The 25,296-nt window shown below is 63.4% G+C and carries 22 protein-coding genes; 14 read left to right on the top strand and 8 right to left on the bottom strand.

Features of this window, described 5'->3' with window-relative positions; genetic code table 11:
• Window positions 1-726 carry an ABC transporter permease gene (locus BN2476_RS13435; RefSeq protein ID WP_087734664.1) on the bottom strand — a complete coding sequence of 242 codons (726 nt, stop codon included), beginning with the start codon at window positions 724-726 and terminating at the stop codon, window positions 1-3.
• A 621-nt stretch (window positions 727-1,347) separates the two neighbouring features.
• Here BN2476_RS13435 and BN2476_RS13430 point away from each other — a divergent pair.
• A complete protein-coding gene (locus BN2476_RS13430) occupies window positions 1,348-1,779 on the top strand; it encodes a CBS domain-containing protein (protein WP_087734728.1) in 432 nt (143 codons plus the stop codon).
• A 111-nt stretch (window positions 1,780-1,890) separates the two neighbouring features.
• Here the strand turns inward: BN2476_RS13430 and ald are convergent, their stop codons facing one another.
• The 3 genes from ald to phnA are packed head-to-tail and all read right to left on the bottom strand — an operon-like array spanning window position 1,891 to window position 5,779.
• Complete coding sequence (gene ald, locus BN2476_RS13425; RefSeq protein WP_087734663.1) at window positions 1,891-3,009, bottom strand: alanine dehydrogenase; 1,119 nt, start codon at window positions 3,007-3,009, stop codon at window positions 1,891-1,893.
• A 57-nt stretch (window positions 3,010-3,066) separates the two neighbouring features.
• The gene (phnY, locus tag BN2476_RS13420) at window positions 3,067-4,524 is read right to left on the bottom strand and encodes a phosphonoacetaldehyde dehydrogenase (protein ID WP_087734662.1); all 1,458 of its coding nucleotides are present in this window, start codon (window positions 4,522-4,524) and stop codon (window positions 3,067-3,069) included.
• Window positions 4,525-4,537: 13 nt separating this feature from the next.
• Window positions 4,538-5,779: a phosphonoacetate hydrolase gene (gene phnA, locus BN2476_RS13415; protein ID WP_087734661.1), complete on the bottom strand. Its 1,242-nt coding sequence runs from the start codon at window positions 5,777-5,779 to the stop codon at window positions 4,538-4,540.
• A gap of 268 nt (window positions 5,780-6,047) precedes the next feature.
• Here phnA and BN2476_RS13410 point away from each other — a divergent pair, with 268 nt between their 5' ends.
• From BN2476_RS13410 to BN2476_RS13395, 4 genes are all read left to right on the top strand, one after another.
• Window positions 6,048-7,103, top strand: a complete 1,056-nt coding sequence (locus BN2476_RS13410; RefSeq protein WP_087734660.1) for a putative 2-aminoethylphosphonate ABC transporter substrate-binding protein — start codon at window positions 6,048-6,050, stop codon at window positions 7,101-7,103.
• Between the two features lie 112 nt (window positions 7,104-7,215).
• The gene (locus tag BN2476_RS13405) at window positions 7,216-8,307 is read left to right on the top strand and encodes a putative 2-aminoethylphosphonate ABC transporter ATP-binding protein (protein ID WP_087734727.1); all 1,092 of its coding nucleotides are present in this window, start codon (window positions 7,216-7,218) and stop codon (window positions 8,305-8,307) included.
• A complete protein-coding gene (locus tag BN2476_RS13400; RefSeq protein ID WP_087734659.1) occupies window positions 8,304-10,031 on the top strand; it encodes a putative 2-aminoethylphosphonate ABC transporter permease subunit in 1,728 nt (575 codons plus the stop codon). The genes BN2476_RS13405 and BN2476_RS13400 overlap by 4 nt, the downstream gene beginning before the upstream one ends.
• Window positions 10,032-10,065: 34 nt before the next feature.
• A complete protein-coding gene (locus tag BN2476_RS13395) occupies window positions 10,066-11,196 on the top strand; it encodes a 2-aminoethylphosphonate--pyruvate transaminase (protein ID WP_087734658.1) in 1,131 nt (376 codons plus the stop codon).
• Window positions 11,197-11,329: 133 nt separating this feature from the next.
• On the opposite strand, the gene BN2476_RS13390 is transcribed toward BN2476_RS13395, so the two are convergent.
• The 3 genes from BN2476_RS13390 to BN2476_RS13380 form a co-directional block, all read right to left on the bottom strand.
• Window positions 11,330-12,058, bottom strand: a complete 729-nt coding sequence (locus BN2476_RS13390) for a phosphonate utilization associated transcriptional regulator (protein ID WP_087734657.1) — start codon at window positions 12,056-12,058, stop codon at window positions 11,330-11,332.
• Between the two features lie 295 nt (window positions 12,059-12,353).
• Window positions 12,354-12,995 carry a peroxiredoxin gene (locus tag BN2476_RS13385; protein WP_087734656.1) on the bottom strand — a complete coding sequence of 214 codons (642 nt, stop codon included), beginning with the start codon at window positions 12,993-12,995 and terminating at the stop codon, window positions 12,354-12,356.
• A 288-nt stretch (window positions 12,996-13,283) separates the two neighbouring features.
• Window positions 13,284-14,360, bottom strand: a complete 1,077-nt coding sequence (locus BN2476_RS13380) for an Ldh family oxidoreductase (RefSeq protein WP_173819617.1) — start codon at window positions 14,358-14,360, stop codon at window positions 13,284-13,286.
• Window positions 14,361-14,584: 224 nt separating this feature from the next.
• On the opposite strand from BN2476_RS13380, the gene BN2476_RS13375 reads away from it, so the two are divergent.
• From BN2476_RS13375 to BN2476_RS13345, 7 genes are all read left to right on the top strand, one after another.
• On the top strand, window positions 14,585-15,109 hold the full coding sequence (locus tag BN2476_RS13375) for an FAS1-like dehydratase domain-containing protein (RefSeq protein ID WP_087734655.1): 525 nt from the start codon (window positions 14,585-14,587) through the stop codon (window positions 15,107-15,109).
• A gap of 12 nt (window positions 15,110-15,121) precedes the next feature.
• The gene (locus BN2476_RS13370; protein WP_087734654.1) at window positions 15,122-15,607 is read left to right on the top strand and encodes a hotdog family protein; all 486 of its coding nucleotides are present in this window, start codon (window positions 15,122-15,124) and stop codon (window positions 15,605-15,607) included.
• Complete coding sequence (locus tag BN2476_RS13365) at window positions 15,604-16,920, top strand: CaiB/BaiF CoA transferase family protein (protein WP_087734653.1); 1,317 nt, start codon at window positions 15,604-15,606, stop codon at window positions 16,918-16,920. The genes BN2476_RS13370 and BN2476_RS13365 overlap by 4 nt, the downstream gene beginning before the upstream one ends.
• Window positions 16,920-18,098 carry a CaiB/BaiF CoA transferase family protein gene (locus BN2476_RS13360; RefSeq protein WP_087734652.1) on the top strand — a complete coding sequence of 393 codons (1,179 nt, stop codon included), beginning with the start codon at window positions 16,920-16,922 and terminating at the stop codon, window positions 18,096-18,098. Before BN2476_RS13365 ends, BN2476_RS13360 begins: the two co-directional genes overlap by 1 nt.
• Before the next feature lie 54 nt (window positions 18,099-18,152).
• The gene (locus BN2476_RS13355) at window positions 18,153-19,085 is read left to right on the top strand and encodes a hydroxymethylglutaryl-CoA lyase (RefSeq protein ID WP_087734651.1); all 933 of its coding nucleotides are present in this window, start codon (window positions 18,153-18,155) and stop codon (window positions 19,083-19,085) included.
• A gap of 120 nt (window positions 19,086-19,205) precedes the next feature.
• Window positions 19,206-20,567 (top strand): citrate/2-methylcitrate synthase, encoded by a 1,362-nt coding sequence (locus BN2476_RS13350; protein ID WP_087734650.1) that lies wholly within the window; start codon window positions 19,206-19,208, stop codon window positions 20,565-20,567.
• 404 nt (window positions 20,568-20,971) lie between these two features.
• Entirely contained in the window at window positions 20,972-22,420 is a 1,449-nt protein-coding gene (locus BN2476_RS13345; RefSeq protein ID WP_087734725.1) for an MFS transporter, read from the top strand.
• 26 nt (window positions 22,421-22,446) lie between these two features.
• Here BN2476_RS13345 and BN2476_RS13340 read toward each other — a convergent pair whose 3' ends face one another.
• Window positions 22,447-22,656, bottom strand: coding sequence for a PhoU domain-containing protein (locus BN2476_RS13340; RefSeq protein WP_268957898.1), 210 nt, complete (start codon window positions 22,654-22,656; stop codon window positions 22,447-22,449).
• Between the two features lie 159 nt (window positions 22,657-22,815).
• On the opposite strand from BN2476_RS13340, the gene BN2476_RS47575 reads away from it, so the two are divergent.
• Both BN2476_RS47575 and BN2476_RS13330 read left to right on the top strand, forming a co-directional pair.
• Window positions 22,816-23,241, top strand: a complete 426-nt coding sequence (locus BN2476_RS47575; protein WP_175607934.1) for a hypothetical protein — start codon at window positions 22,816-22,818, stop codon at window positions 23,239-23,241.
• 182 nt (window positions 23,242-23,423) lie between these two features.
• Window positions 23,424-25,085, top strand: coding sequence for a Na/Pi cotransporter family protein (locus BN2476_RS13330; RefSeq protein WP_087734648.1), 1,662 nt, complete (start codon window positions 23,424-23,426; stop codon window positions 25,083-25,085).
• Window positions 25,086-25,296: the final 211 nt, after the last annotated feature.

Raw genomic sequence — 25,296 nt, 5'->3', positions numbered from 1 at the left:
TTATTGCGCGTGACGAGGAGATTTACGGAGGGAAGCCCATGCGCCGAGACGCAGCGCGAGCGTGGCGGTGCGCGACGGTCCGCGCAGGCCTTTCGGCGTCAGCAGGCGCTGCACCCAGGCGAGGCCGTAGTCGGCGGCGATGGCGAGCAGGCTGACGAGAATCGCGCCGGCAATCAACTGGCGCGGGTCCGATTGCGAAATGCCGCGGCTGATCAGCTTGCCGAGCCCTCCCGCGCCGATGTACGCGGCGACGGCTGCAATGCCGACGTTGATCACGACGGCCATCCGCACGCCCGCCATGATGATGGGCAGCGCGATCGGGATCTCGACTTTCCACAGACGCTCACGCGTCGTCATGCCGATGCCGCGTGCAGCCTCGCGCAACGCAGGATCGATGTTCGTGATCGCCGTGTACGTGTTGCGCACGATGGGCAGTTGCGAATACAGGAAGAGCGCGATGACTGTCGGCAGAAAGCCGATGCCCTGGCCGATCACGGAAAGAATCGGGATCATCACGCCGAACAGCGCGACGGATGGAATCGTCATCACGATGGCGGCCGTGTACAGCACGATCTTCGCGGCGCGCGGACTGGCCGTGATCGCGATGCCGAGCGGCACGCCAGTGAGGATCGCGAACCCGACACCGACGCCGACGATCTCGATGTGCTCGATGGTGAGCCGGACGATCGACGCGAAGTTGTCGACGATAAAAGCAAGCGTTTCCACGTTGTCTCCTGTGTCGACCAGAGTTGGCGCTTTAGCGCCTTACTCTGGTCCCATGCAAAGCGGTCGACCAGAGTTGGCGCTTTAGCTGTCGGCGGGAGTTAGTGCTTTAGCACTTACTCGCGCCCCATGCAGAGCACTTACTCTGGTCCCATGCAAGGCTGTGGAACAGAGTTGGTGCTGAGCACCGGCTCTGGTCCCATGCAAGGCGGCGTATTCATCCGCTTCTTGTTCTGTTTGCGTTGAGCAAAAGATAGCCGGACAAAATGGACAGGCTCTCATCTGTAGTCGACCTTGTTTGTCACAAATGCGACATCGCGATTTTGCTGCGGTGCGATTCCCTTATAGGGAAAGGGGCAACAGCCCAGATGATTACGGGTTATCCCTTGCTTGAAAGCGACAGGGTGTTGAACGTTTGCATTTGCGCGGGAAACGTCTCACGTTGGCATTCGGGATTGGCGATCAACGCGTCTATTTCTTTTCTCTCAGGCGTTCTTTCAATCGCAAAGCAAACAAACCCTATAATTCGTTCTTTTAAATCGCGCGCTTGCCCCGCCGTGCTTATTCGGCACGTAACGGAAGGCAATGACGATGATGCGGGCGGCGAACGGGGTAGAACATCAAATGAAAATCGCAGAGATCATGACCCGTCGCGTCGTGACGGTTGGTTTTGACGACACATTGGCCACCGTAAAGGAGATCTTCGACTCAGTCGCTTTTCACCATTTGCTGGTGGTGGAAGACGGTCAACTGCAAGGCGTCGTCTCGGATCGGGATTTGTTGCGCGCGATGAGCCCGTTCATCGATAGCGTCGTCGAGTCGCCGCGAGACATCGCGACGCTCAACAAGCGGGTGCATCAGATCATGAGTCGCAAGCCTGTCACGCTTACGCCCGATGCCGAGGTTTCAGCGGCGATCAGCCTGTTTCTCGACAAGCCGATCTCGTGCATTCCCATTGTCGATGGCGAATTCAGGCCGGTCGGGATTGTCAGCTGGCGGGATATTTTCAAGGCCTGGCCAGCGGCAGATACGATCGAGGCGGGCGAAGGGGAATGAAGCCACGGCCGACGGGCGGTCGATGCCCGCAGCCGGCGCTCGTAGATGCACATGCAAGCGTTCCGGACCGGCGGCCGAAGCATCCGTCCGCCGACCCGTTCCACACCATCGTTATCCTGCGGCGACGGCCCCCGCGTCTTCGCAGGCGTAGCTCAATGCCGTCGCAACCTCCGGGCACGTCACCTTGCCGAAGGCCACGTTGAGGCCACGGCGCAAATGCTCGTCGTCGGTGAGCGCTGTACGCCAGCCCTTGTCCGCGATCTGGAGCACGAAGGGCAGCGTCGCGTTGTTCAGCGCGTACGTAGACGTGCGCGGCACGCCGCCGGGCATATTGGCGACGCAGTAGTGAACCACTTCGCCGACCTTGTACGTCGGTTCCGCGTGGGTCGTAGGCTTTGCTGTCTCGCAGCATCCGCCCTGGTCGATCGCGACGTCGACGATTGCCGAGCCCGGACGCATCGCTTCGACCATCTTGCGCGTCACGAGCCTGGGCGCGGCCGCGCCGGGAACCAGTACGCCGCCTATCACGAGATCGGCGTCGAGCACGTGTTGTTCGATGTTGTCCTGGTTCGAATACACGGTGACCACGCGCGCACCGAGCAGCCGGTCCATGCGCCGCAACACGTCGACGTTCCGGTCGATGACGACGACCTGCGCGCCCGTGCCGACGGCGATCTGCGCGGCGTTGGAGCCGACCACGCCGCCGCCGAGGATCACGATCTTCGCGGACGGAACGCCTGCCACGCCGCCGAGCAGAATGCCCTTGCCACCGTGCGCGCGCTCCAGGCAAAAGGCGCCCGCCTGAATCGACATGCGTCCCGCGACCTCGGACATCGGTGCGAGCAACGGCAGTCCGCCGCCCGGCTGCGTGACCGTCTCGTAGGCGATGCAGACGGCGTTGCTCGCCACGAGATCGGCGCATTGCTGCGGATCGGGCGCGAGGTGCAGGTAGGTGAAGAGAATCTGCCCTTCGCGCAGCATCGCGCGCTCGCGCGCTTGCGGCTCCTTCACCTTGACGATCATGTCGGCTGCGGAAAATATCGCGGCGGCGCTTGGCGCCACTTGCGCGCCGGCTGCACGGTAGGCGTCGTCGGATGCGCCGATGCCCGCGCCCGCGCCTGTTTCGACGCTCACTGTATGTCCGTGCGCAACGATCTCGCGCACGGACGACGGCGTGAGGCCGACGCGATATTCGTGGTTCTTGATTTCCTTCGGAACGCCTATGTGCATATAGCCTCCTGTGTGGAACTTCACGCTGGCCGCAAAGCCATCTGATTCGTCAGATGTTCACCACGGCAGCGAATAGGTCTTGGTATTGGTGAAGCTCTTCATCGCCTCCTGCACGCCTTCCTTATAGCCTAATCCCGAATCCTTCACGCCGCCGAACGGAGTGAGTTCGAGCCGGTATCCGGGCACCTCGCGCACGTTGACGCTGCCCACTTCCAGTTCCGAAATGAAGCGCGTGATGTAGTCGAAGCGATTCGTGCACACGGAAGACGATAGCGCATAGTCGGTGCTGTTCGACATGCGGATCGCTTCGTCGATATTGCGGAAACGCATGATCGGCGATACGGGACCGAACGTTTCATATTTGACGAGCGGCATATCCGGCGTGATACGGTCGACGACCGTCGGCGAGTAGAGCGCGCCGTCGCGCTGATTGCCGGCGAGCAGGCGCGCGCCGCGTGCGATCGCATCGTCGACCTGGCGTTCGCAGAAGCGCGCAGCGGCTTCGTCGATCACGGTGCCCATGTCGACCGATGTGTCGGCGGGATTGCCGTATTTCCACGCGCGCGTCTTGTCGACGACGAGATCGGTGAAGCGGTCGGCGACGGCTTCGTGCACCAGCATCCGCTTGATCGCAGTGCAGCGCTGTCCCGAGTTCTTGTACGAGCCCGAGACGGCGAGCGTGCTGGCTTCGTCGAGATCGGCGTCTTCCATCACGATGATGGGATCGTTGCCGCCCAGTTCGAGCACCGCGCGCCGGTAGCCCATGCGCGACGCGATCGATTTGCCGATCGATACGCCGCCCGTGAACGTGATCAGATCGATCGCGCGGTTCGTAATGAGTTCATCGGCGATCACGGTGGGGTCCCCCGTGATCACTTGCAGCATCTGAACGGGCAAGCCGGCTTCGTACAGGATGTCGGCGAGCAGATAGCACGACAGCGGCACTTTCTCCGAAGGCTTCACGACGATCCGGTTGTTCGTCGCGATGGACGGCACGATCTTGTGCGCGACCTGGTTCATCGGGTGATTGAACGGCGTGATGGCCGAAATCACGCCGAGCAGCGGATCGCGCTGCGTATAGACACGGCGCTTCTTGCCGTGAGGCGTGAGATCGCACGAGAAGATCTGCCCGTCGTCCTTCAGCACCTCACCCGCGCCGAACACGAGCACGTCCGCGACGCGGCCCGCTTCGTATGTCGAGTCCTTCATGCACAAGCCGGCTTCCGCCGTGATCAGCGCGGCGATTTCATGCGTGCGCGAACGCACGGCATCGGCCGCGCGCCGCAGGATCGCCGAGCGCTCGTAGCGCGTGAGCGTCGGACGATACGCGCGCGCAACGTCGAACGCGCGGCGCACGTCGTCGAGCGTCGCTTTTGGCACGGTGCCGACCAGCGTGCCGTCATACGGGTTGCGCACATCGATCACCTCGTCGCGATAAATCTTTTCGCCGTCGATCCGCAGCGCCTCGTGGCGAACCTGCGATTGTCCCTTCGTCGTGTCTGCAATGGCGTTCATGGGCGTGTCCTCGTTACTGAAGATGATTGAGCGCGATGTCGATGATGTCGAAGTTGCGCAGCCGTTCGCGTTGCGCAGCCGACTTTGCGACGGGCTTGCTGAAGATCAGCGGAACGGTCTGCTCGGCAAGACCGCCGTGCGAACGCAGCGGCGCGTCGAGCCCCGAAAGATCGTGTTTGATGCGCCGCGTGCCGAGCACGACGTCGCGCTTCGAGATCACGATCAGATCGCCCATTCGCGCGGGCGGCAATTCGAAGCGCGCGCATCCCTCGGCGCCCGTGAGGACCAGTTCAATGCCGGGCTCGGCGGCAAGCTTGCGGCGCAACGCATCGATATCGGTATCGGCGAGCGCGGGCAGATAGACGGTCGCGAACGATCCGAGCGCGCCGTGATGCACGACGTACGGGTCGGTGATCGGCAGGATCACGCGCGCCTTGTCCTCGCCGAGCCATTCGTCGAAGCGTTCCTGTAGATAGATCACGTTGGGTTCGCCGTCTTCGTTGTGCTTCGCGTTCATGCCGTGGTCGGCCGTGATCGCGACGATGGCGCCCAGTTCGTCCAGCCGCTGCAGATAGCCGTCCATCATCTGATAGAACGCGTTTGCGCCGGGCGTGCCGGGCGCGCACTTGTGCTGCACGTAGTCGGTGGTCGACAGATACATCAGGTCGATGTCGCGCGTCTCCAGCAGGCGCACGCCCGCCGCGAAAACGAACTCCGACAGGTCCGCGCTGTACACGCTCGGCACCGGCTTGCCGACCAGTTCGATCACATCGTCGATGCCGTTCTCGTCGAGCGTGGCTTCGTCCGCTTTCTCCGACGAGAAGCAGATGCCCTTCAAGCCTTTGCCGAGCAGGCGGCGCAGCTTGTCCTTGGCGGTGACGACGGCGACCTTCGCGCCCGCGTCGGCGAAACGCGCGAGCACCGTGGGCGCGACGAGGTACTTCGGATCGTTCATCAACACTTCCGTGCCGCTCTCGCGATCGAAGAAGTAGTTGCCGCTGATGCCGTGCACGGCGGGTGGCACACCCGTCACGATCGACAGGTTGTTCGGGTTCGTGAAGCTCGGCACGACGCAGTCGCCCTTGAGGGCGGTCGCCGGCTTCAACAGCTTCTTGATGAAGGGCGCGACGCCCGCCGCGGCGGCCATCTCCAGATATTCGTACGCGCAACCGTCGACGCAGACCACAACGACGGGGCGGCGCATCCAGTTGTAGCGACGGCCGTTCACTTCGATGGATACAGGGGATTCGCTCATGGGGCTTCTCCTTTTGATCAGGGTAATCCGGGGATCGGGGATGAGGCGTTGTGTGGCAAAGTGTGGCAATACTTGACATTAAAATTGAGCTTTTGTAGATTGTCAACAACAGACAACAACAAAGCAGTCGACGAGGGTTGCAGCATCGAGCCGCAGCAGAACCACCGCAGCGGAACTACAGCAGTGGAACCGCCGCAGTAGAAACGCATATCGCAGCACTGGCCGTTTCCGTCGCTAGCCGCGACGCCACTTATCAAGGGGTCTGGAGATGAAGCAACAAGCGGGATTCAACGGTAGCAAGGGTCTTCTGAACGTGGCCGCGCGCTGTGTCGTGGCGGCGTCGCTGGCGTTCGGCGCGGTGCAGCTGGCGCACGCGAAGACGCAATTGCTGGTCTACACGGCGCTCGAAGACGAGGCGATGAAGCCGTATAAGGATGCGTTCGAGAAAGCGAATCCGGACATCGAGATTCGTTGGGTGCGCGACTCGACGGGCGCCGTCACGGCGAAGCTGCTCGCCGAAAAGAACAATCCGCGCGCCGATGTCGTACTAGGTCTCGCCGCATCGAGCCTGACGCTGCTCGACCTGCAAGGCATGCTGATGCCGTATGCGCCGAAGGGCTTCGACAGCCTCACGCGCAAGTACAGCGACAGCAACAATCCGCCGCATTGGGTCGGCATGGACGTGTGGGGCGCAACCATCTGCTACAACCGCGTCGAGGCGGAGAAGCGCCACCTGCCGAAGCCGACCTCATGGGAAGACCTCGCGAAGCCCGTCTATAAAGGGATGATCGTGATGCCGAGCCCGGTGTCGTCGGGCACGGGCTATCTGGACGTCACCTCGTGGCTGCAGACCTTCGGCGAAGAGAAGGGCTGGCAGTACATGGATGCGCTCGACAAGAACGTCGCGCAATACGTGCATTCGGGTTCGAAGCCTTGCACGCTGGCGGGCACGGGCGAATTCCCGATCGGCATTTCATTCGAGTTCCGCGGGCATGAATTGCAGGCGCAAGGCGCGCCGATCGATCTGATCTTCCCGAAAGAAGGGCTCGGCTGGGACATGGAAGCGACGGGCGTGATGAAAACGACAAAGCACCCCGAGGAAGCGAAGAAGCTCGCGGACTTCATGGCAAGCCGGCAGGCGAATGAAATCACCGCGCAATGGTGGGCGATCGTCGCCTATCCGGGCGTCGCGAAGAAGCTCTCCGGTATCCCCGACAACTATTCGCAAATGCTCGTGAAAAACGACTTCGTGTGGTCCGCGAAGAACCGCCAGACCATTCTCGACGACTGGCAAAAGCGCTACGGCAGCAAGGAGCAGAAGTAACACCGGGTCTCGTGTGATGCGCGCGTAAATCGTGAGTGATTCGCGCGCTTCGACCGACGCAGCGGCGCGTGCCGCTGCGATGCAGGCAGAAGAAGCGAAGGCGGAGGAACAGATGACAGCCTATTTGAGCGTGCAGCAGGTTTCCAAGCGGTTCAACGACACGCCCGTTCTGACGGATATCGATCTCGGCGTGAAGAAGGGCGAGATGCTTTGTTTTCTGGGGCCATCGGGATGCGGCAAGACGACGTTGCTGCGCATCATCGCGGGACTGGAGACGCAGAGCACCGGCCGCATCATGCAGGACGGCCGCGACATCTCGCGTCTGCCGCCGCAGCTTCGCGACTACGGCATCGTGTTCCAGTCGTACGCGTTGTTTCCGAACCTCACGATATTCGACAACGTCGCGTACGGCCTCGTGAATCGCAAGATGAAGCGCGCGGCGATCGCCGAGCGGGTGCATGAACTGCTCGCGCTCGTTGGCTTGCCCGACGCGCATCGAAAGCATCCGAACCAGTTGTCGGGCGGCCAGCAGCAGCGCATCGCGCTCGCACGTGCGCTTGCAACTTCACCGGGGCTGTTGCTGCTCGACGAGCCGCTGTCCGCGCTCGATGCGCGCGTGCGCGTGCGGCTGCGCCAGGAGATTCGCCAGTTGCAGCAGCGCCTAGGCGTCACGACGATCATGGTCACGCACGATCAGGAAGAGGCGCTGTCGATGGCCGATCGCATCGTCGTGATGAACCATGGCGTGATCGAGCAGATCGGCACGCCGCATGAAATCTATCGCGAGCCCGCGTCGCCTTTCGTCGCGGATTTCATCGGCAAGGTCAACATGATTCCCGCCGAGGTGATGAACGACGGCACGCTGAAGGCGGGCGAGATCGGCTTGCGCTATGGATGCGGCACGGCGCAGCCCGTGCCGGGGTCGAAGGTTTCCGCATTCGTGCGTCCCGAAGACATTCACATCCGCATGCCAGGCGGCGCACCGGACAACCTGCTGGCCGCTCGCGTCGAAAAGCTCGAGTTCCTCGGCGCATTCTGCCGTGTGAGCTTCAAGATCGACGGACTGGCCGGGCAGGAGATCGTCGCGGATCTGTCGTTTCATGAGATGCGCCGCACGGGTCTGGAAACGGGCGCGCGCTTCGATCTCGCCATCAACCGCGAAAACGTGTGCGTGTTCACGGCCGCGAAGGAGCGTCTGCAATGAGCGCCGTTCTGATCGAACGCCGCGCCGGCGAACAAGCGCACGCCGAAGTGCGGCAAATCACGCATTGGCATGACCGGATCGGGCAGCTTGCGCTTCTGCTGATGTGCGCGCTGCTCGCCATGTTCCTGCTGTTGCCGCTTGCGCTCGTGATCGGCAAATGCTTCGTCGATGCGGACGGGCGCTTCATAGGGCTCGCGAACTTCAGCGGCTATCTGGCGAACAGTGCCGTGTGGACGTCGGCGGCCCATTCGGTCGCCGTCGCCTGCACGGTCACATCGATCGTCATTCCGATGGCGTTCACCTTTGCGTATGCGCTCACGCGCTCGTGCATGCCGATGAAAAACGCGGTGCGCACGGTCGCGTTGCTGCCGTTGCTCGCGCCGACGTTGCTATCCGCCGTGTCCTTCATCTACTGGTTCGGCAATTCGGGCATCCTGAAGCCGCTGCTGCACGGACACTCGATCTACGGTTTCGGGGGCATCGTATGCAGCCTCGTCTATGCAGCGTTTCCGCACGTGCTGATGATTCTCGTGACGGCGCTGTCGCTATCCGACGGACGCCTGTATGAAGCCGCCGACGCGATGGGCACGAGCCGTCTGCGCAAGTTCATGACGATCACGCTGCCGGGCGCGAAGTACGGCCTGATCAGCGCGACGATGGTGTCGTTCACGATCTGCATCAACGACTTCGGCGTTCCCGTCGTGATCGGCGGACCGTACACGGTGCTGTCGACGGATATCTACAAGCTCATCATCGGCTTGCAGGATTTCAATCGCAGCGCGGTGGTGAGCCTGCTTTTGCTGTGTCCCGCGCTGGTTGCATTCGCCGTCGACTTCTTCATTCGCCGCAAGCAGCAGTCGCGGCTCGGCGCGCGCTCGACGCCATTCCAGCCCAAGCCGTCGCGCGGCTTCGACACGGCGATGCTCGCGTATTGCGCCGTCGTGTGCCTGTTGATGATGGCCGTGGTGGGCATTTCGGTGTTCGCATCGTTCGTCAAGTTCTGGCCGTATCAGATGAGCCTCGGCTTGCAGCACTACAAGATGGGCCTGATCGCAGCCGCCATTTTCGATGCGTACAAGAACAGCCTCAAGATGGCGGCGTGCGTGGCGATCGGCGGCACGGCGATCGTGTTCGGCGGTGCGTATCTCGTGGAAAAAACGCGCGGTCCGCGCTGGCTGCGCGGCTTCATCAATCTCTGCGCGATTTTGCCGATGGGCGTGCCGGGGCTCGTGCTCGGCATCAGCTACATCTTTCTCTTCAATGCGCCCGCCAACCCGCTCAACGGCCTCTATGGGACGCTTGCGCTGCTCGCGATCGTGACGGTCGTGCACTACTACTCGTCGAGTCATCTGACGGCCGTGACTGCGTTGCGGCAAATCGACAACGAGTTCGAAGCCGTTTCGGCATCGCTGAAAGTGCCGTTCTACAAGACGTTCTGGCGCGTCACGGTGCCCGTGTGCCTGCCGTCGATCCTGCAGATCGCGCGCTATCTGTTCGTCAACGGCATGACGACGGTGTCGGCTGTCGCGTTCCTCTATTCACCCGACACGCAGCCTGCATCCGTTGCGATTTTGAATCTCGACGACGCCGGACAGATCGGACCGGCCGCCGCGATGGCGACGCTCGTGCTCGTGACGGCTTCGTTTGCATGTCTGCTGTTCGCCGGCGTCTCGCACGGCGTGTTGCGTAGAACCCAGGCATGGCGCACTACGCGCCGTGGCTGAATCGTACTTTCACCGCGTCTATCAAGGAGCTCACGTGAACCTGTCCAGCCAACCGATTCTGCTCACTCCCGGTCCGCTCACGACATCCGACCGCACGCGCGAGGCAATGCTGCGCGACTGGGGCTCGTGGGATGGCGATTTCAACGAGATCACCGCGCGCATTCGCCGCGAGACGCTGCGCATCGTGCACGGCGAAGGGACGCACGAGTGCGTGCCGTTGCAGGGCAGCGGCACGTTCTCCGTCGAAGCGGCGATCGGCACGATCGTTCCGCGCGACGGTCATGTGCTGGTGCCGAACAATGGCGCCTATTGCCAGCGCATCGCGAAGATCTGCCGCGCACTGGGGCGGCGTCACCAGACGATCGACTATCCGGAAGACACGCAGGTCAAGCCCGCCGACATCGACCGCGCGCTCGCGGCCGATCCGGGCATCACGCACGTTGCGCTGGTCCACTGCGAAACAGGCGCGGGCGTGCTCAATCCGCTGCACGAGATCGCGATGGTGGTCGCGAAGCACGGACGCAGTCTGATCGTCGACGCGATGAGTTCCTTCGGCGCGATCGATATCGACGCGCGGCAGACGCCGTTCGATGCCGTCGTCGCCGCGTCGGGAAAATGCCTGGAAGGCGTGCCCGGCATGGGCTTCGTGATCGTGAGGCGCAGCACGCTGGAGCGCTGCGAAGGCAATAGTCACTCGCTCGCAATGGACCTGTACGATCAATGGGTCTACATGAATCGCACGATGCAATGGCGCTTCACGCCGCCGACGCATGTCGTCGCCGCGCTCGATCAGGCCATCGCACAGTACAACGAGGAGGGCGGTCTCGAAGCGAGGGGCGCGCGTTATGCTGCCAACTGCCGCGCGCTGATCGAAGGCATGGGCAAACTGGGCTTCCGGCCATTTCTCGACCAGTCGATTCAGGCGCCCATCATCGTGACGTTCCATGCGCCCGACGATCCCGCCTACGACTTCAAGACCTTCTATCAGGAGGTGAAGAAGCGCGGATACATCCTCTATCCGGGCAAGCTGACGCAGATCGAAACGTTCCGCGTAGGATGCATCGGGCACTTCGGCAAAACGGGCATTCCCGGCGCGGTCGCCGCGATCGCCGATACGCTGAAGGCAATGGGCATCACGCAGGTGTCGCCGAAAGCGCTTGCGTGACACACGCGGCCACGCTCGAAGATTTCGTGCGCGTCATGGCGGCGAAATCTTCGAAGCGTCGATGTGGTTCGATCTCGCGACTTTCCGGTGAGCACTCGTGCGGCCAGTTCTATGGCCGCACGTAACGGGGCCATCAAGATCCGGTGACGGATGCGCGATCCTGACTGGGCGTAGTCTCGGCCCAGCGCTCATGCGCTCGCTGCATCCTTGCAAGACCGTGCGCGACATGTTCGCGCACGAGCGCGACTGCATGTTCTTCTTCGCCGCGAGCCAGCGCATTGACGATCTTCTCGTGTTCGGTGACGGATTCGCCGAGTGCGCTGTCATCCGTTTCGATCGCAGCCTGCCGCAACAGGCCCAGTTGGCGCACGAGATGCCGATAAGTCGAGATCAGATGCTGATTGCCGACGCCCGCGACCATCGCATCGTGCAACTGGATGTTCAGCTCGGTATAGCGCGCGAGATCGCGCGTTTTCTTCGCGGCCTTCATCGCAGCGATGATGCTTTTCAGCGTGTCGAGCGTTTCGGGCGTCATGTGATTCGCGAGCCAGCGCGCGACGGACTCGTCGAGCATTGCGCGGACCTGGTAGATCTCTTGCGCTTCGCGCAGCGAAACGACCCGCACCGTCACGCCACGGTTCTTTTCCGTTTTGAGCAGGCCTGCCTGTTCGAGCGCGCGAAAAGCTTCGCGTATGGGTCCCCGCGACACGTTCAGCCGCGTGGCGACTTCCACTTCATTGAGCTTTTCGCCGGGCGCAAGCTCGCCCGAAAGAATGCTGTGCTCGAGACTCTCCTGCACGAGCATCGCGAGCGAATGTCGTTGCAAGAGTTCAAAGGCGCCGGGCAGGTTAGAACTGGTCATGGCAGTCGATGGAAGCGAAGAGCGACGAATGAACGTCAGACCTGTCAAACACTAACGTACGCGTTTGTTTATTGTCAACAATGCCGAAGGCCGGATTTAACCGGGATCGCCTTGCAAGCCAGCATCGTCGTGCGGTTTGTTAGATGTGGGTCGACTCTTACGCTCTCGCATCGTGCCCAGGTCGCACGGCGCGTTCGCGCTGCGGCGGACGCGCCATGTGAAAACCGGGGAAAGCTGCATTCGCTCGGGCCTTGCATCATATGACGGCAGCGAGGCCCTGATGCCGCTGACTGCGTTATTTGTCCGGCTGCGGCGTATAGCGCAGATAGGGACGTTCCGCACGATAGCCCTTCGGAAACTTCTTCGCGATGACATTCTCGTCCTGGAACGTGAGCGGAATGATCACGTCGTCTCCGTTCTTCCAGTTGCCGGGCGTGGCGACCTGGTGAGCATCGCTCAGTTGCAGCGCGTCGACGACACGCAGGATTTCGTCGAAGTTCCGGCCGATGCTGAGCGGATAGGTGAGCGTCAAACGCAGCGTCTTCTGCGGATCGATGATGAAGACGGAGCGCACCGTTGCCGTTCCGGACTGGTTGGGGTGGATCATGTCGTACAGCGCGGCAACTCTTTTATTCTTGTCGGCGATGATCGGAAATCCGACCACGGTCTTTTGCGTATCCTCGATATCCTTCGCCCATGCCTTGTGCGATGCGACGTCATCCACCGAAAGGGCAATCGCCTTGACGTTGCGTTTCTCGAACTCCGGCTGCAATTTTCCCGTCAGCCCCAGTTCCGTCGTGCAGACGGGTGTGAAGTCGGCGGGATGGGAAAACAGAACGACCCATGCGTCACCCGCCCACTCATGAAAACGGATGTGGCCAATCGATGTTTCCTGCTCGAAGTCGGGCACGGTATCGCCCAGATGAAGGCTGCTCATTGCGTTGACCTCTCAAGTAAATTCGCCGGTTCAGTCATCTCTCGTGTCGGCTCCCGATGTGCGCGCCGCGCTGGCCCATGCCAGTACGAATCCACGCGCGTCTGCACAGTGCAGCATGCGTCGTTCCATGGTCATTTTCCGGCAGCCGTTCTCATTGAGCAAATTCATTGTCATTGCAAATGAATGCAAAAAAATTGATATGAAAGGATGGCTTTCTGGAGGTTCGTCGAGTGGGGCTTTATATAGGCCGCGCAGGCGCGCCGGCTTCGAATGCCGTATTCGTTCGCATCACGGCACTCCATGCAGGTGTCGCTGCGCCGCAGGAAACGGGACGCCATACCGCGCGCCGCATGCTTCGAGCGGCGCGATGATGGTGGCGTGCAGACACACGCCATGCGCGAGCTGCTGCGCGCGTTGGGACATCGCACGGTCGCCAGGCAGGCGGATGGGGGCATCGGCGACGCGCGGCGGATTACTTCGGCAAGCATCGCCTAGCCAGTCCATTTGCCGTCGCAACGCGTCGATGCCGCCCAACGCGCCCGGATCGTACAGTGTCATGAACACGGTGGCGCCCCAACCCTCGGCAGGGTCGGCGCGGCCGAAGCCGGCGAGTCCGCCCGTGAGCGCCTCGATCAGCAACGCGAGACCGAATCCCTTATGACCGGCCGACAGTCCGCCAAGCGGCAGGATCGTGCCGGGCGGGTCGGCGAACAGCACGCCCGGTTCGCGTGTCGCCTCGCCGTGCGCGTCGAGCATCCATGGTTCGTCGAACAGTTGGCCGCTCTGGTAGCGGCGCGCACACATGCCATTCGTCGTTGTGGATGACGAAATATCGATCAGGATCGGCGTGGTCGAAGTCGGCACGCCGAGTGCAATTGGATTAGGCGTAAACAATGGGCGCGTGCCGCCGAAGGGCGCGACGCTCTGCACGCTCGGATCGGAACTTGCCAGCATCATCACGAGATTCGACTCGGTGGCGCGCAACAGATAAGCGGCAAGGCACGCGATGTGATGACTGCGGCGGATGACGAGCGTCGCGCTGCCGAACTCGCGCGCCCGAGGGGCCAGCGTATCGATGCCGGCATGAACAAGTGCCGGTCCGGGTAGACGGCGGCCGTCCCACAGCAACGTCGAGAGGCGATCGGAGACGACTTCGGGCTTGCCGTCGCGCGTCATCGTGCCCGCTTCGAGTTGACTGAGGTAAGCGGGCAGCAGCGCGAGTCCGTGCGTATCGTGGCCCATCAGATCGCCTTCGACGAGCGTGCGCGCAACGTCCCCGGCATATCCATTGTCGAGGCCCGCTTTGCACAGCACGTTGCGCGCATAGTCACGCAGCGCGCTCGCGTCGTAGCGCATTCGTTCCATCGCGATCTCTCCCTTCGTCAATGTGATGCAGCGGCTCGCACACGAAGGCGGCCATTGCGGCATGAGACGGACGATAGTCGATCGAACGAATCGTGAGAAGACGTTGATTCAACGATCAAGTATTGTGCGCTGCACGGATGCTCACCTAGACTGGCCTCGCCGATGCAGCACGGTGCCCGCTGCATTTTCTCGCTGTCGACGGCCGGGATAGAGGAGAGACAACTGTGAGCAACGAGTACATCACCGACAAGGTCAAAGCCATCATCGGCGCGAAGACCGAGTGGGTTGCTTCGACACATCCGGTCGAAGCGAGCGAGGTGCGCCGCTTCCATCACGCGACGATGGACGACGCGCGTCGCTACTGGGACGAAGACTGGGCCGCGACGAGCCGCTACGGCAACGTGGTCGCGCCGCCGGGCTATCCGGTGCATGCGTTTCGCAGGCAGCCGGACTCGCCCGATCCCCTCGACGACATGAACAAGCCGGACTACGACGGACTGAGCCGCAGCTTCAGCGGCCTGCCCGCCGTCGAAGTGGAATTGCCGCGCGACCTCAACGGCGGCTACGAATACGAGCTGTATCGCTATGCGAGAGTCGGCGAGAAGGTGCTGCGCCAGGCGCGCTACAAGGACATCGTGCAGCGCGACGGCAAGAGCGGTCCGATGGTGTTCGTCATCATCGAGGAGACCTACACGACCGAGGCCGGCGAAAAGCTGCTCAAGGTCACCAATACGCAGATCATGCGCTAGGCGAGGACTGTCATGGCCGCACCATGTTTCGAAGATGTCGAAACCGGAATGGAGATTCCGCAGATCGTCAAGGGACCGATGACCACGGCGCACATCATGCGTTGGTCCGCGTCGATGGAGAACTGGCATCGCATCCACTACGACTGGCGATTCGCGACCGAGCACGACAAGCTGCCCGACGTGATGGTCAACGGCTCGTGGAAGCAGCACATCATGTTGCAACTGCTCACGGATTGGGTCGGCGAAAGCGGCTGGGCATGGAAGCTCCAGTTCCAGTTTCGCGGCATGAACGTGCCGGGCGATGTCATTACCGCCTGGGGCCGCGTGACGGGACGCGAGCAACGCGGTGGATTTGGTGTCGTGCATCTGGAGATCGGCCTGCGCAATCAGGAAGGCAAGGAGAGCACGCCAGGCACCGCGACGGTCGTCTTGCCGCTGCGGCACGGCGCGCGCGTGCCGTATCCGTTCGATCCCGCCGTTCTCGAAGAGGCCGCGTGAGCGCCGCCGCTGTCACGCCGCCGCGAGCCGTTACCCTTGCCGCGCCACTCGCGGGCGTGCGTGTGATCGAATGGAACGGATCGATGTCGGCGTCGTTCTGCGCGCGTCTGCTGTCCGATCTCGGCGCGGATGTGCTCAAGCTCGAACCGCCAGGTGCCGGCGATCCGCTGCGGCGCGTGGGCCCGTTCGCGCCGGACGCGTCCTATGGCGAAGATGCTGCGCTCTTCGCGTATCTGAATCACGGCAAGGACAGCGCGACGCTCGATCCGTCGTGTCAGGCGGGCGCTGCATTGCTCACGCGGCTGATCGAATCGGCTGATCTGCTGATCACGTCCGCGCATGCATCGCGCCTTGCCGAACTCGCGCTCGACGGCGACACGCTGAGGAAGATCCAGCCCGCGCTCGTGACGCTCGCAGTCACGCCGTTCGGCACGCTGCCCGCGCGCGACGCGTCGACGATGCAAGCGGATGCCGATACGCTGGCCGCGTTCACCGACTTCACGCTCACGCATCATGCGGGCTACGCGTTCCATCAGGCGCGGCCGGTCCATGCGCCCAGCGAGCAGCCGCCCGTCGCTTGCGCGGATCGCGAAGTCGCGCTCGCCACGGGCGTCGCGGCGGCGAACGCCGCGCTGTGGGGCCTGCTCGAAGCACAGTTGAACGGAGAGGGTCGCAGCATCGAATGCGCGGAGCTGGATGTCATCGCGCATCTGCTGATCGAGCCTGTCGCCGATTACGGACGCGGCGAGCGCACATTCAGCCGACGCCGCGAGGAACTGCAAGGCACGGAAGTCGCGGGCGGGCTGATCTGGCTTTTGCCCTGCAAGGACGGCTTTGTGATGATCTCGCCGCGCGAGGAGCATCAATGGGAACGCTGGGTCGAGCTGCTCGGCAATCCGCCGTGGTCGTGCGATGCCGCGCTGTGCGGCGAACGTAGCGCGCGCAACGAAAACTGGATGATCCTTCAGGATGAGATGTCGAAGTGGACGCGCGAGCACTCACGCGCGGATGTGTTCGAGCGCGCGCAGGCGGCGCGCGTGGCGTGCTTTCCGGTGAGCGGCGCGCGCGATCTGCTCGAAAACGCGCAACTGAACGCGCGCCGCTTCTTCGATAGCTGGGAGGGGACGCGCAACACCGCGCTGTCGATGCCGGGCCTGCCGTTCAGCTTGCGCACGCAGTCGGGCGCCGAGTTGCCGCGCGCGCGGAACGTGGTCTCGCCTCGCCTGGGCTCGGCCAATCGCGCGGTGTTCGAAAGGCACCTCGGGCTGTCGCCGGGTGAAATGGAAACATTGCGCCAGCAGGGAGTGGTGTGATGAGAGAAACGGGAAGGGCGGCGTTGTCGGGCCTGCGCGTCATCGATTTCAGCTGGGTGCTGGCCGGCCCGATGACCACCAAGATGCTCGCGGGCATGGGCGCGGAAGTGATCAAGATCGAATCGTCGACGCGGCGCGAGCACACGCAGCGTCAGCCATGGTGGGCCGTGGTGAACGCGGGCAAGAAGAGCTGCACGATCAATCTCAGCCGCCCGCAAGGGCCGGAGCTGCTGCGCCGTCTGATCGCGCAGAGCGACATGGTGGTCGAGAACTTCTCGAACGGCGTGCTGGCGAAGTTCGGGCTCGACTATCCGACGCTGGCCGCGATCCGGCCCGATCTGATCTTCGTCTCGGCATCCGGCACGGGCCGCGAGGGACCACAGCGCGACGCGCTCGCCTACGGCTCGCTGTTGCAGGCCTACAGCGGCCGTGCCAGCGTGATCGGCACGCCGAACGAGCGGGTCGAGGCGATGGGCATCCTGCCCGCGTGGACCGATCCGATCACGGCGCTGTGGGAGTGCTGCGCGGTGCTGGCAGCGATCCGCCACCGGCGCGTGACGGGCGAGGGCGCGTTCATCGATCTTTCGATGCTCGAGAGTACCGTCGCGCTGCTGCCCGAATTGCTGTTCCGCGAAGCGTTGGGCAGCGATACGCCCGCCGCGAGCGGCGCTCGCGAGTGGAGCGCCGCGCCGTCCGGATGCTTTCGCTGCGCGGGCGATGACGCGTGGCTCGCCGTGTCCGTCTGCGACGACGGGCAATGGCGCGCGCTGTGCGATGCGATGCGCAAGCCGGAACTCGCCACGGACTCGCGCTTCGCCGACGCACTGGCGCGCGCCGCGCATCGTCCGGAAGCGGACGATCTGCTCGCTGCGTGGCTCGCCGGCCAGCCGGCCGCGCGGGCGCTCGACGCGTTGCAATCGCGCGGCGTGCCGGCGGCGCGTTCGCGGCATATCGGCGCCGTGATGGAAGACCCTTATTTCGCCGGGCGCGGGTTGTTTCCCGAGCTTGCCGATGGCTCGCGCAACATCGCACTGTCGTGGCGCGACAGCGAAGGCTTTCGCGGCGACTTCGCGCCGCCGCCGCGCCTCGGCGAACACAACGACTACGTGTTCAGAGAGTTGCTGGGACTCGACGCGAGCGAAATCGAAACCTTGACAGAAGCGGGCGTGCTGCGCTGACTGTGCCGACAGGCGCATCGGCCCGCTGAACGAACTATCTGAAGGAGCGGTGCGATGAAAGAGAAGGTGGCGGTATGCGAAGTCGGGCCGCGCGATGGCCTGCAGATGGCGCATGAAATCATGCCGACGGAGCAGAAGACGCGCTGGATCGCGGCAATTGCGCAGGCGGGCGTCGGCGAGATCGAAGTCGGCAGTTTCGTGCCGCCCAGGCTCGTGCCGCAGATGGCCGACACGGAAGCGATCGTGAAAGCGGCGCTACAACAGCCGGGCTTGCGCGTCATGGCGCTCGTGCCCAATCTGCGCGGCGCGCAGGCGGCGTATGCGGCGGGCGCGCATGGCGTCGGCGTGCCCGTCTCGGTGAGCGAAGGACACAGCCGGTCGAACACGCGCAAGGGCACGATGGAGCAGGTCGCGGAAGTGCGCCGCATCGTCGAATGGGTCAGGGAACAGGAACGGCCGATGGCGATCGAGCCCGGCTGTGCGACTGCGTTCGGTTGCGCGATCGACGGCGTCATTGCGCTGGAGAAAGTGATCGAAACAGCCGTGGCGCTGGCCGAAGCAGGCGTCGATGCCGTCGCGCTGGCCGATACGGTCGGCTACGGCAATCCGGCGCAAGTGCGAAAGATGGTCAGAGCGGTGCGCGCCGAAATCGGCGGCAAGCTGACCAAGCTGCATCTGCACGACACGATGGGGCTCGGCCTCGCGAATGCGCTCGCAGGTCTCGAAGAGGGCATTCGCTCTTTCGATTCGGCGCTGGCGGGCCTTGGCGGCTGCCCGTTTGCGCCGGGCGCGTCGGGCAACATCGTCACCGAAGACCTTGTCTTCATGCTGGAAAGCATGGGCTTCGATACGGGCATCGACCTGGAAAGGCTGATCGCCGCGCGCGATCTGCTGCATGAAGGCGTGCCCGCCGAGCCGATGTACGGACAGGTGCCGAAGGCGGGCATTCCGAAGACGTATCGGGCGCAGGCACCCGTTCACGCGTAGCGACACCGTGAGACCGCATATGGCTACTGGCATCACCGGATTGTGAGCGCTCAGGCATTCGATTATCTTGTCGGTCACTGTGCCCCCGTACGGCGCCCTTGCGCCGGCAAGGAGATCGAGGTGCCACGCAACCGACAAGACGGCGCAGCGGCGCTCGCGCACGCGCCCGGCGACTACCTGACGCGCGCCGAAACGCTCGCGCTCCTCCAGATCAAGCTGCAAACGCTGTATGCCTATGTCAGCCGCGGCTGGATACGCAGCGTGCCGCAAGGCGACAAGGGACGTCGCCTGTACGCGCGCCAGGACGTCGAGCGCATGAAGTCGCGTGCCGATGCGCGCAGCGGTCATGCTCCCGTTGCGGCCGCCGCGATGCGCTGGGGCGAGCCCATCATTTCCAGCACGCTCACGGAGATCACCGCGCAAGGGCCGCGCTATCGCGGCGTGGCGGCGCTCGACATGGCCCGCGACGGACAGACGTTCGAAGCCGTCGTGAAAGCGCTGTGGAATACGGGCGACGACATCACGTTGTCCTGGCAACCGTGCGCCCGCACGCTGCGTTTCGCCGACGCATGGCCTGGCACCGCGGGCTTGCAGCCCCGACGCGAACTCGTGCGCTTCTTCGCCGACATCGCGTTGCGCTTCGGCAGCGAGCATCTGCGCGGCGTGCGCTCGTCCGATGTGCAGTTCGTCGCGGCGAGTCGCATGATCGCGACGATGGCGCATTGCCTCGGCCATCTGCGCCGGCCGCACGACGGCGCGGCGGCAACGTCCGCTCGCAAACGGAGCGGCGGGCTGTCCGCGACGCTGCTTGCGGTGCTGGGCGGCACGGTCTCGCCGCAGCATGTTGCCGCGCTCGACGCGGCCCTCGTGCTGTGCGCCGATCACGAACTCGCGCAGGCGACCTTCGTCGCGCGCATCGCCGCGTCGGCGGGCGCCGATGTCGGCGAATGCGTGGCAGCCGCGATCCTGACGCAAACGGGGCTCACGTCCGCGCGCTCGTACGAAGCCACGGAAGACCTGCTGCGCGCATGCAAGACGGTCGCGCAGGCGCAACGTCTCTTCGAAGAGCACTATGCGGCGCATCGCAATCTGCCGGGCTTCAATCATCCGCTGTACCCGGAAGGCGATCCGCGCGCCCGCTATCTGATCGACGTCGTGCGGCGGCTCGCGGGCCGTCATCCGTCCGTCGAGCCGCTGTATGCGGCGCTCGACATTGCCGCGAGGCACGGCTGTCTGCCGAGCCTCGAAATCGGCCTGACGTTGCTGACGATTGCATTGGGCCTGCCGCCGCGCAGCGCATTCGCGTTGTTCATCATCAGCCGCTCGGCGGGATGGGTTGCCCATATCGTCGAGCAACGCACGTCCGGCGCGCTGATCCGTCCGCGCGCCGATTACTTGCAGGCGTGTCCCGCTGCTTCGAACAGCGCAGCGGACGTGCTGCCCGTCGACGGCGCGATGCTCGCGTCGGAATCTCATCTCTGATTGCATCCCCGTTTGTATTTCCGTTTGCATCGCTGATCGCGCCCTCGTCAAACGACACCCGAATGAACGGCCCGGCGAGGGCCGTTTTTGTTGCATGCGCCGCGGCATCGACGGGCGATGGTCACGCGACGCATCGCATCGATGCGCGAACAAAGCGACGTTGATTCAACGATCAAGTATTGTGGGTCATCGTGCGCGTCACTAGACTGGGCGCTACTAATACTGAAAGGGAATCGCAGCCTGGCGAGTGGACGGAAGCGCGGCGTGTCGGTGAACCTGATAGCCCGGCGCTCGCGATCACTGCGACTCGCATGCGAATAATTAGTATCCCGACATTCACGTCCGCAACGATGCGGGCTCGACCATAGCGACCATTGAGACAGGCCGCACAGGAGGAAGACACGATGAGCACCCCGAACAGGGCGATCGGCGCGGATGTCGTCGGCTCGCCTGAAATGGCGGATTATTTGTCACGCCCCGTCACCGCCGGCACCGTGACCGCCCGTTTCGACCGTCTGCCGATGACGGCCACCATGTGGAAGCTGCTCACGCTTGTCGCGCTGGGCGGATTCTTCGAACTCTACGACGTGTATTTCGCGGGCTACATCGCACCGGGGCTGTTTCACTCGGGCATCCTCACGCCCACCACGCCGACCTTCTTCGCGATGAACGGCCTTGCAGGTTTTCTTGCATCGCTGTTCGTCGGTCTGTTCATCGGGACGATCGTCTTCGGCAGCCTCGCGGACCGCTTCGGCCGGCGCCGCGTGTTCGCCGCGTCGATGCTGTGGTACTGCGTCGCGACCATCGTCATCGCGTTTCAGGACACGGCGCTCGGCCTCAATGTATGGCGTCTCATCTGCGGCATCGGCGTGGGCGTGCAGTACGTGACCATCGACTCTTACGTGTCGGAGCTGACGCCGCGTCACGCGCGCGGGATGGCCTTCGGACTCGTGTACGGCGTCGCGCAGATTTGCGCACCGTTGATCGCGTTCCTCGCATGGGTGCTGGTGCCGATCGCGCCACTCGGCTTCGACGGCTGGCGCTGGGTGATCGCGCTCGGCTCGGCGGGCGCGCTGCTGGTCTGGTATCTGCAACTGCGTTTGCCGGAATCGCCCCGCTGGCTCGCGCAGAAAGGCCGCGCCGAGGAAGCCGAGCGAGTGATGCGGATGATCGAAGCGCGCGTGCGCAACGAATACGGCAAAGAGTTGCCAACACCCGCCGAAACGTCGGAAGCGGACGAGCAGAAGGGCACGCTGCGCGAAGCGTTCAGCCCGCAGTATCGCAGTCGCACGCTGATGCTCGTCGTCGTCAATTTCTTCCAGACCATCGGTTACTACGGCTTCGTCAGCTGGATTCCGACGCTGCTCATCGCGAAAGGCATCATGGTGACGCGCAGCCTCGAATACACGTTCCTGATCGTGCTGCTTTATCCGATTGCGCCGTTCATCGTCATGCTGGTCGCGGACCGCTTCGAGCGTAAATGGCAACTCGTCTGGAGCGCGATATCGGTGGCGGTGATCGGCGTGATCTTCTCGATGTTGAAGGCGCCAGGCTGGCTGATCGCCGTTGGCATCGTGCAGACGCTGGTGGTGAACTGGCTTTCGACGATCGTGCACACGTACCAGGCCGAATTGTTCCCGACCCGCATGCGCGCCGGCGCGGTGGGCTTCGTGTACTCGTGGAGCCGGCTGTCGTCGATCTTCGTCGGCTTCTTTATCGCGTTCTTCCTGCGCGAGTTCGGCGTCGGAGGGGTGTTCGCCTTCATCGGCGGCGCGATGACGATCGTCGTGCTGGCGGTCGCGCTGTTCGGGCCGCGCACCACGGGTCTTGCACTCGATGACATCGCTCGATGAATACGTGAGGGAGTAGCGCTACTCCCTCAAGCGCGTCTACCCATTCCGCGAATAACTCCTTTTGAGAAGTCCATCAGTCGACGCAGGTCAGATGCGGTGGGCTGGCGCCGCGCGATGCTGTTGCAGCACTCCACGTCGATCTCGACTTCCATCGCATTGAGTCGTTGCTCCTCCTCGACCACTTTCCCGACAAGGTCCATGTCGAAGTGGGTGAGTGCCTCCATCGCATTGTTCAGTTGAGTTACTCAACGAGTCCCCCAGCTCGAAAAATCTCGACGACAGGTGTTCGAGGTCAGCGTCGAACCCGCTGGCAATGTGCTTGTCTGACATTGAAAACTCCCTTTGCTCAATAGACGATAAACTGTTTGTACGGTTTGTCGAACTTGCGCAAAACCATGAATCCACAGGTCACCCGGAACAGAAGCCGCAAACGACCCTCTGCGCACACGGCTGCAGGTGCCCATGAGGCAGTTGCGGATATCGAGTCGGTTAATACGACGAAGGCTCGCCATTCGGCGACGATGGCGAAGATCCGGAAGGCAACAGCCGCTGGAAAGCCTCCGTTGCGGGTCGTTCGGGACCGCAAGGAGCAGGTCAAGCGGGAAAAGGTCGTACGGGACACTTTCACGATGCCGAGGACGGACAATGAAAAGATCGGGGTGCTCAAACAACGATGCCTCGATGCGGGCGTTGTAGTGAAAAAGAGCGAGCTCGTGCGCGCGGGCCTGCTTCTGCTGGAGTCTGAACCGACGAAACGCCTTCTCGCGGCCGTCACGGCGGTCGAACCGGTCAAGACTGGCCGGCCACCAAAATCGAAGTGAGCCGCACGTGGCCTGATATTTGCGCGCTATAGCGGCAATAACCGGGGCTTGCGAGAGGAAGTCGCGCTTACGCCGTCAGGGTTCAGCCGGTAACGGTCCGGGTTCTGATGCGAGCGTGCAGGCCAGGCGCGACACGCCCGTACGAAGAGTCACATGACCCGTCGTTCAGCACGGAGGGCGCTATGACATTGACGTTCACGCTGATTGATCTGGCTGGGTCCGTTGCGCTGCTGCTGTGGGGTACACACATGGTGCAGACCGGCATCCAGCGCGCATTCGGTGCCAGCCTTCGCTCACTGCTCGGTCGCGCTCTGCGCGGGCGACTGGGCGCCTTCATGGCCGGGATGGGCGTCACCGCGGTATTGCAGAGCAGTACGGCGACGGGACTGATGACGGCCGGCTTCGCTGCTGGCGGCCTCGTCGAGTTGATCCCCGCGCTCGCCGTCATGCTCGGCGCGAACGTCGGCACCACACTGATCGTCCAGGTGCTGTCGTTCGATGTTGCAGCGGCCTCGCCCGCGCTGATACTCGTCGGCGTGCTGATGTTCCGGAAGGCGTCGAATACACGGGCACACGATCTGGGTCGCGCGGTGATCGGGCTGGGCCTGATGCTGCTCGCGCTGCATCAGTTGCTCGGGCAGATGACAGACTACGAGGACGCGCCCAGTCTGCGCATGCTCCTGGGTGCCGCATCCACCGTGCCGCTGGTGGACGTGCTGCTGGCGGCGGGTCTGACGTGGGCCGCGCATTCGAGCGTGGCGATCGTCCTGCTCATCATGTCGCTGTGCGCGCAGAACGTGGTGCCGCCCGAGGCCGCATTTGCACTGGTGCTGGGCGCGAATCTCGGCACTGCCATTAACCCGTTGCTGGAGGGGACCACCGCAAGCGATCCGGCGTCGAAGCGGTTGCCGGTGGGCAATCTGCTGTCCCGGGCCGTGGGCGTCGTGATGGTGCTCGCCGTGCTCGGGCCGCTTGGCCAGCTCATGGTCGCGATGGAGCCGGACAATGCCCGGGTGGTGGCCGATTTCCATACGCTGTTCAACCTGGTGCTCGCCTGCCTGTTCCTGCCGGTGCTGTCTCCGTACGCGCGACTGCTGGCCCGGCTGCTGCCCCAGCGCGTCGACCCAGCCGACCCGTCGCGGCCACTGTATCTGGACCCGGCCGCACGGCAGATGCCGATGGTGGCGCTGGGCAATGCGGCACGTGAGGCACTGCGTCTGGCCGATGTGCTCGGCGAGATGCTGGCGGGTGCCCGCGCCGCGCTGGTGGACGGCGACCGGAAGCTGATCGTGGAAACCCGCCGGCGCGATGACATCCTGGATCACCTGAATACCGCGATCAAGACATACCTGACGTCGCTCGATCCCGAACAGCTTACGGAGACCGACCATCGGCGGGTGCACGAAATCCTGACGTTTGCTATCAACATCGAGCAGGCTGGCGATGTGGTAGGCGGGAACCTGCTGCCGCACGCCACCAAGCGCATGAAGCGCGGACTCGCGTTTTCAAAGGAAGGAGAAGCGGAACTGCTGGCCATGATGGACCGCCTGATGGCCAATCTGCGTACCGCCGCGTCGCTGTTCATGACGGAAGACCAACGCGCGGCGCGCATGCTGGCTGACGAGAAGGTGGCCTTCAGGGAAGCGGAATCCACCGCGACGGCTTCGCACTTTGAGCGGTTGCGCTCCGGCCGCATCGACTCTGCACAAACCAGCGCACTGCACCTCGATCTGCTGCGTGACCTGAAGCTCATCAATTCGCATATCGTGGCTGCCGCCGCGTACCCCGTCCTCGAACGGACGGGAGCCCTGTTGCCCAGCCGGATCGCCGAGAACGAAATGTAGTCCGAAAGAAGCGGGCTCACTCGCTGTATGGGATGGTCCGACAGCCCCGGGGAAAACAGGCCAACGTGAGGGCACGACGAGCGCAGGATGGGCTCGCGACGAGACGCTGATCGCGCCTTCGATCGCGGCGCATGCCTGCCGCTCGTTCCGCATGATCGGCTATCGGCTGGTCGTGGAGGATGCGTCGACAGGGCGCGCACAGAAAGGCCTG

The organism is Paraburkholderia piptadeniae (assembly GCF_900007165.1).
Lineage (GTDB): Bacteria > Pseudomonadota > Gammaproteobacteria > Burkholderiales > Burkholderiaceae > Paraburkholderia > Paraburkholderia piptadeniae.
This window is presented reverse-complemented; position numbering and strand designations above follow the sequence as displayed.

What these genes read in the sequence shown, in the direction of transcription:
- BN2476_RS13355 (WP_087734651.1), top strand. Translation starts at nt 18,153, where the DNA reads ATGAAAGAGAAGGTGGCGGTATGCGAAGTCGGGCCGCGCGATGGCCTG.
- BN2476_RS13370 (WP_087734654.1), top strand. Translation starts at nt 15,122, where the DNA reads ATGGCCGCACCATGTTTCGAAGATGTCGAAACCGGAATGGAGATTCCG.
- phnY (WP_087734662.1), bottom strand. Translation starts at nt 4,524, where the DNA reads ATGAACGCCATTGCAGACACGACGAAGGGACAATCGCAGGTTCGCCAC.
- BN2476_RS13385 (WP_087734656.1), bottom strand. Translation starts at nt 12,995, where the DNA reads ATGAGCAGCCTTCATCTGGGCGATACCGTGCCCGACTTCGAGCAGGAA.
- BN2476_RS13345 (WP_087734725.1), top strand. Translation starts at nt 20,972, where the DNA reads ATGAGCACCCCGAACAGGGCGATCGGCGCGGATGTCGTCGGCTCGCCT.
- BN2476_RS13360 (WP_087734652.1), top strand. Translation starts at nt 16,920, where the DNA reads ATGAGAGAAACGGGAAGGGCGGCGTTGTCGGGCCTGCGCGTCATCGAT.
- ald (WP_087734663.1), bottom strand. Translation starts at nt 3,009, where the DNA reads ATGCACATAGGCGTTCCGAAGGAAATCAAGAACCACGAATATCGCGTC.
- BN2476_RS13330 (WP_087734648.1), top strand. Translation starts at nt 23,424, where the DNA reads ATGACATTGACGTTCACGCTGATTGATCTGGCTGGGTCCGTTGCGCTG.
- BN2476_RS13390 (WP_087734657.1), bottom strand. Translation starts at nt 12,058, where the DNA reads ATGACCAGTTCTAACCTGCCCGGCGCCTTTGAACTCTTGCAACGACAT.
- BN2476_RS13410 (WP_087734660.1), top strand. Translation starts at nt 6,048, where the DNA reads ATGAAGCAACAAGCGGGATTCAACGGTAGCAAGGGTCTTCTGAACGTG.
- BN2476_RS13430 (WP_087734728.1), top strand. Translation starts at nt 1,348, where the DNA reads ATGAAAATCGCAGAGATCATGACCCGTCGCGTCGTGACGGTTGGTTTT.
- BN2476_RS47575 (WP_175607934.1), top strand. Translation starts at nt 22,816, where the DNA reads ATGAATCCACAGGTCACCCGGAACAGAAGCCGCAAACGACCCTCTGCG.
- phnA (WP_087734661.1), bottom strand. Translation starts at nt 5,779, where the DNA reads ATGAGCGAATCCCCTGTATCCATCGAAGTGAACGGCCGTCGCTACAAC.
- BN2476_RS13405 (WP_087734727.1), top strand. Translation starts at nt 7,216, where the DNA reads ATGACAGCCTATTTGAGCGTGCAGCAGGTTTCCAAGCGGTTCAACGAC.
- BN2476_RS13400 (WP_087734659.1), top strand. Translation starts at nt 8,304, where the DNA reads ATGAGCGCCGTTCTGATCGAACGCCGCGCCGGCGAACAAGCGCACGCC.
- BN2476_RS13380 (WP_173819617.1), bottom strand. Translation starts at nt 14,360, where the DNA reads ATGGAACGAATGCGCTACGACGCGAGCGCGCTGCGTGACTATGCGCGC.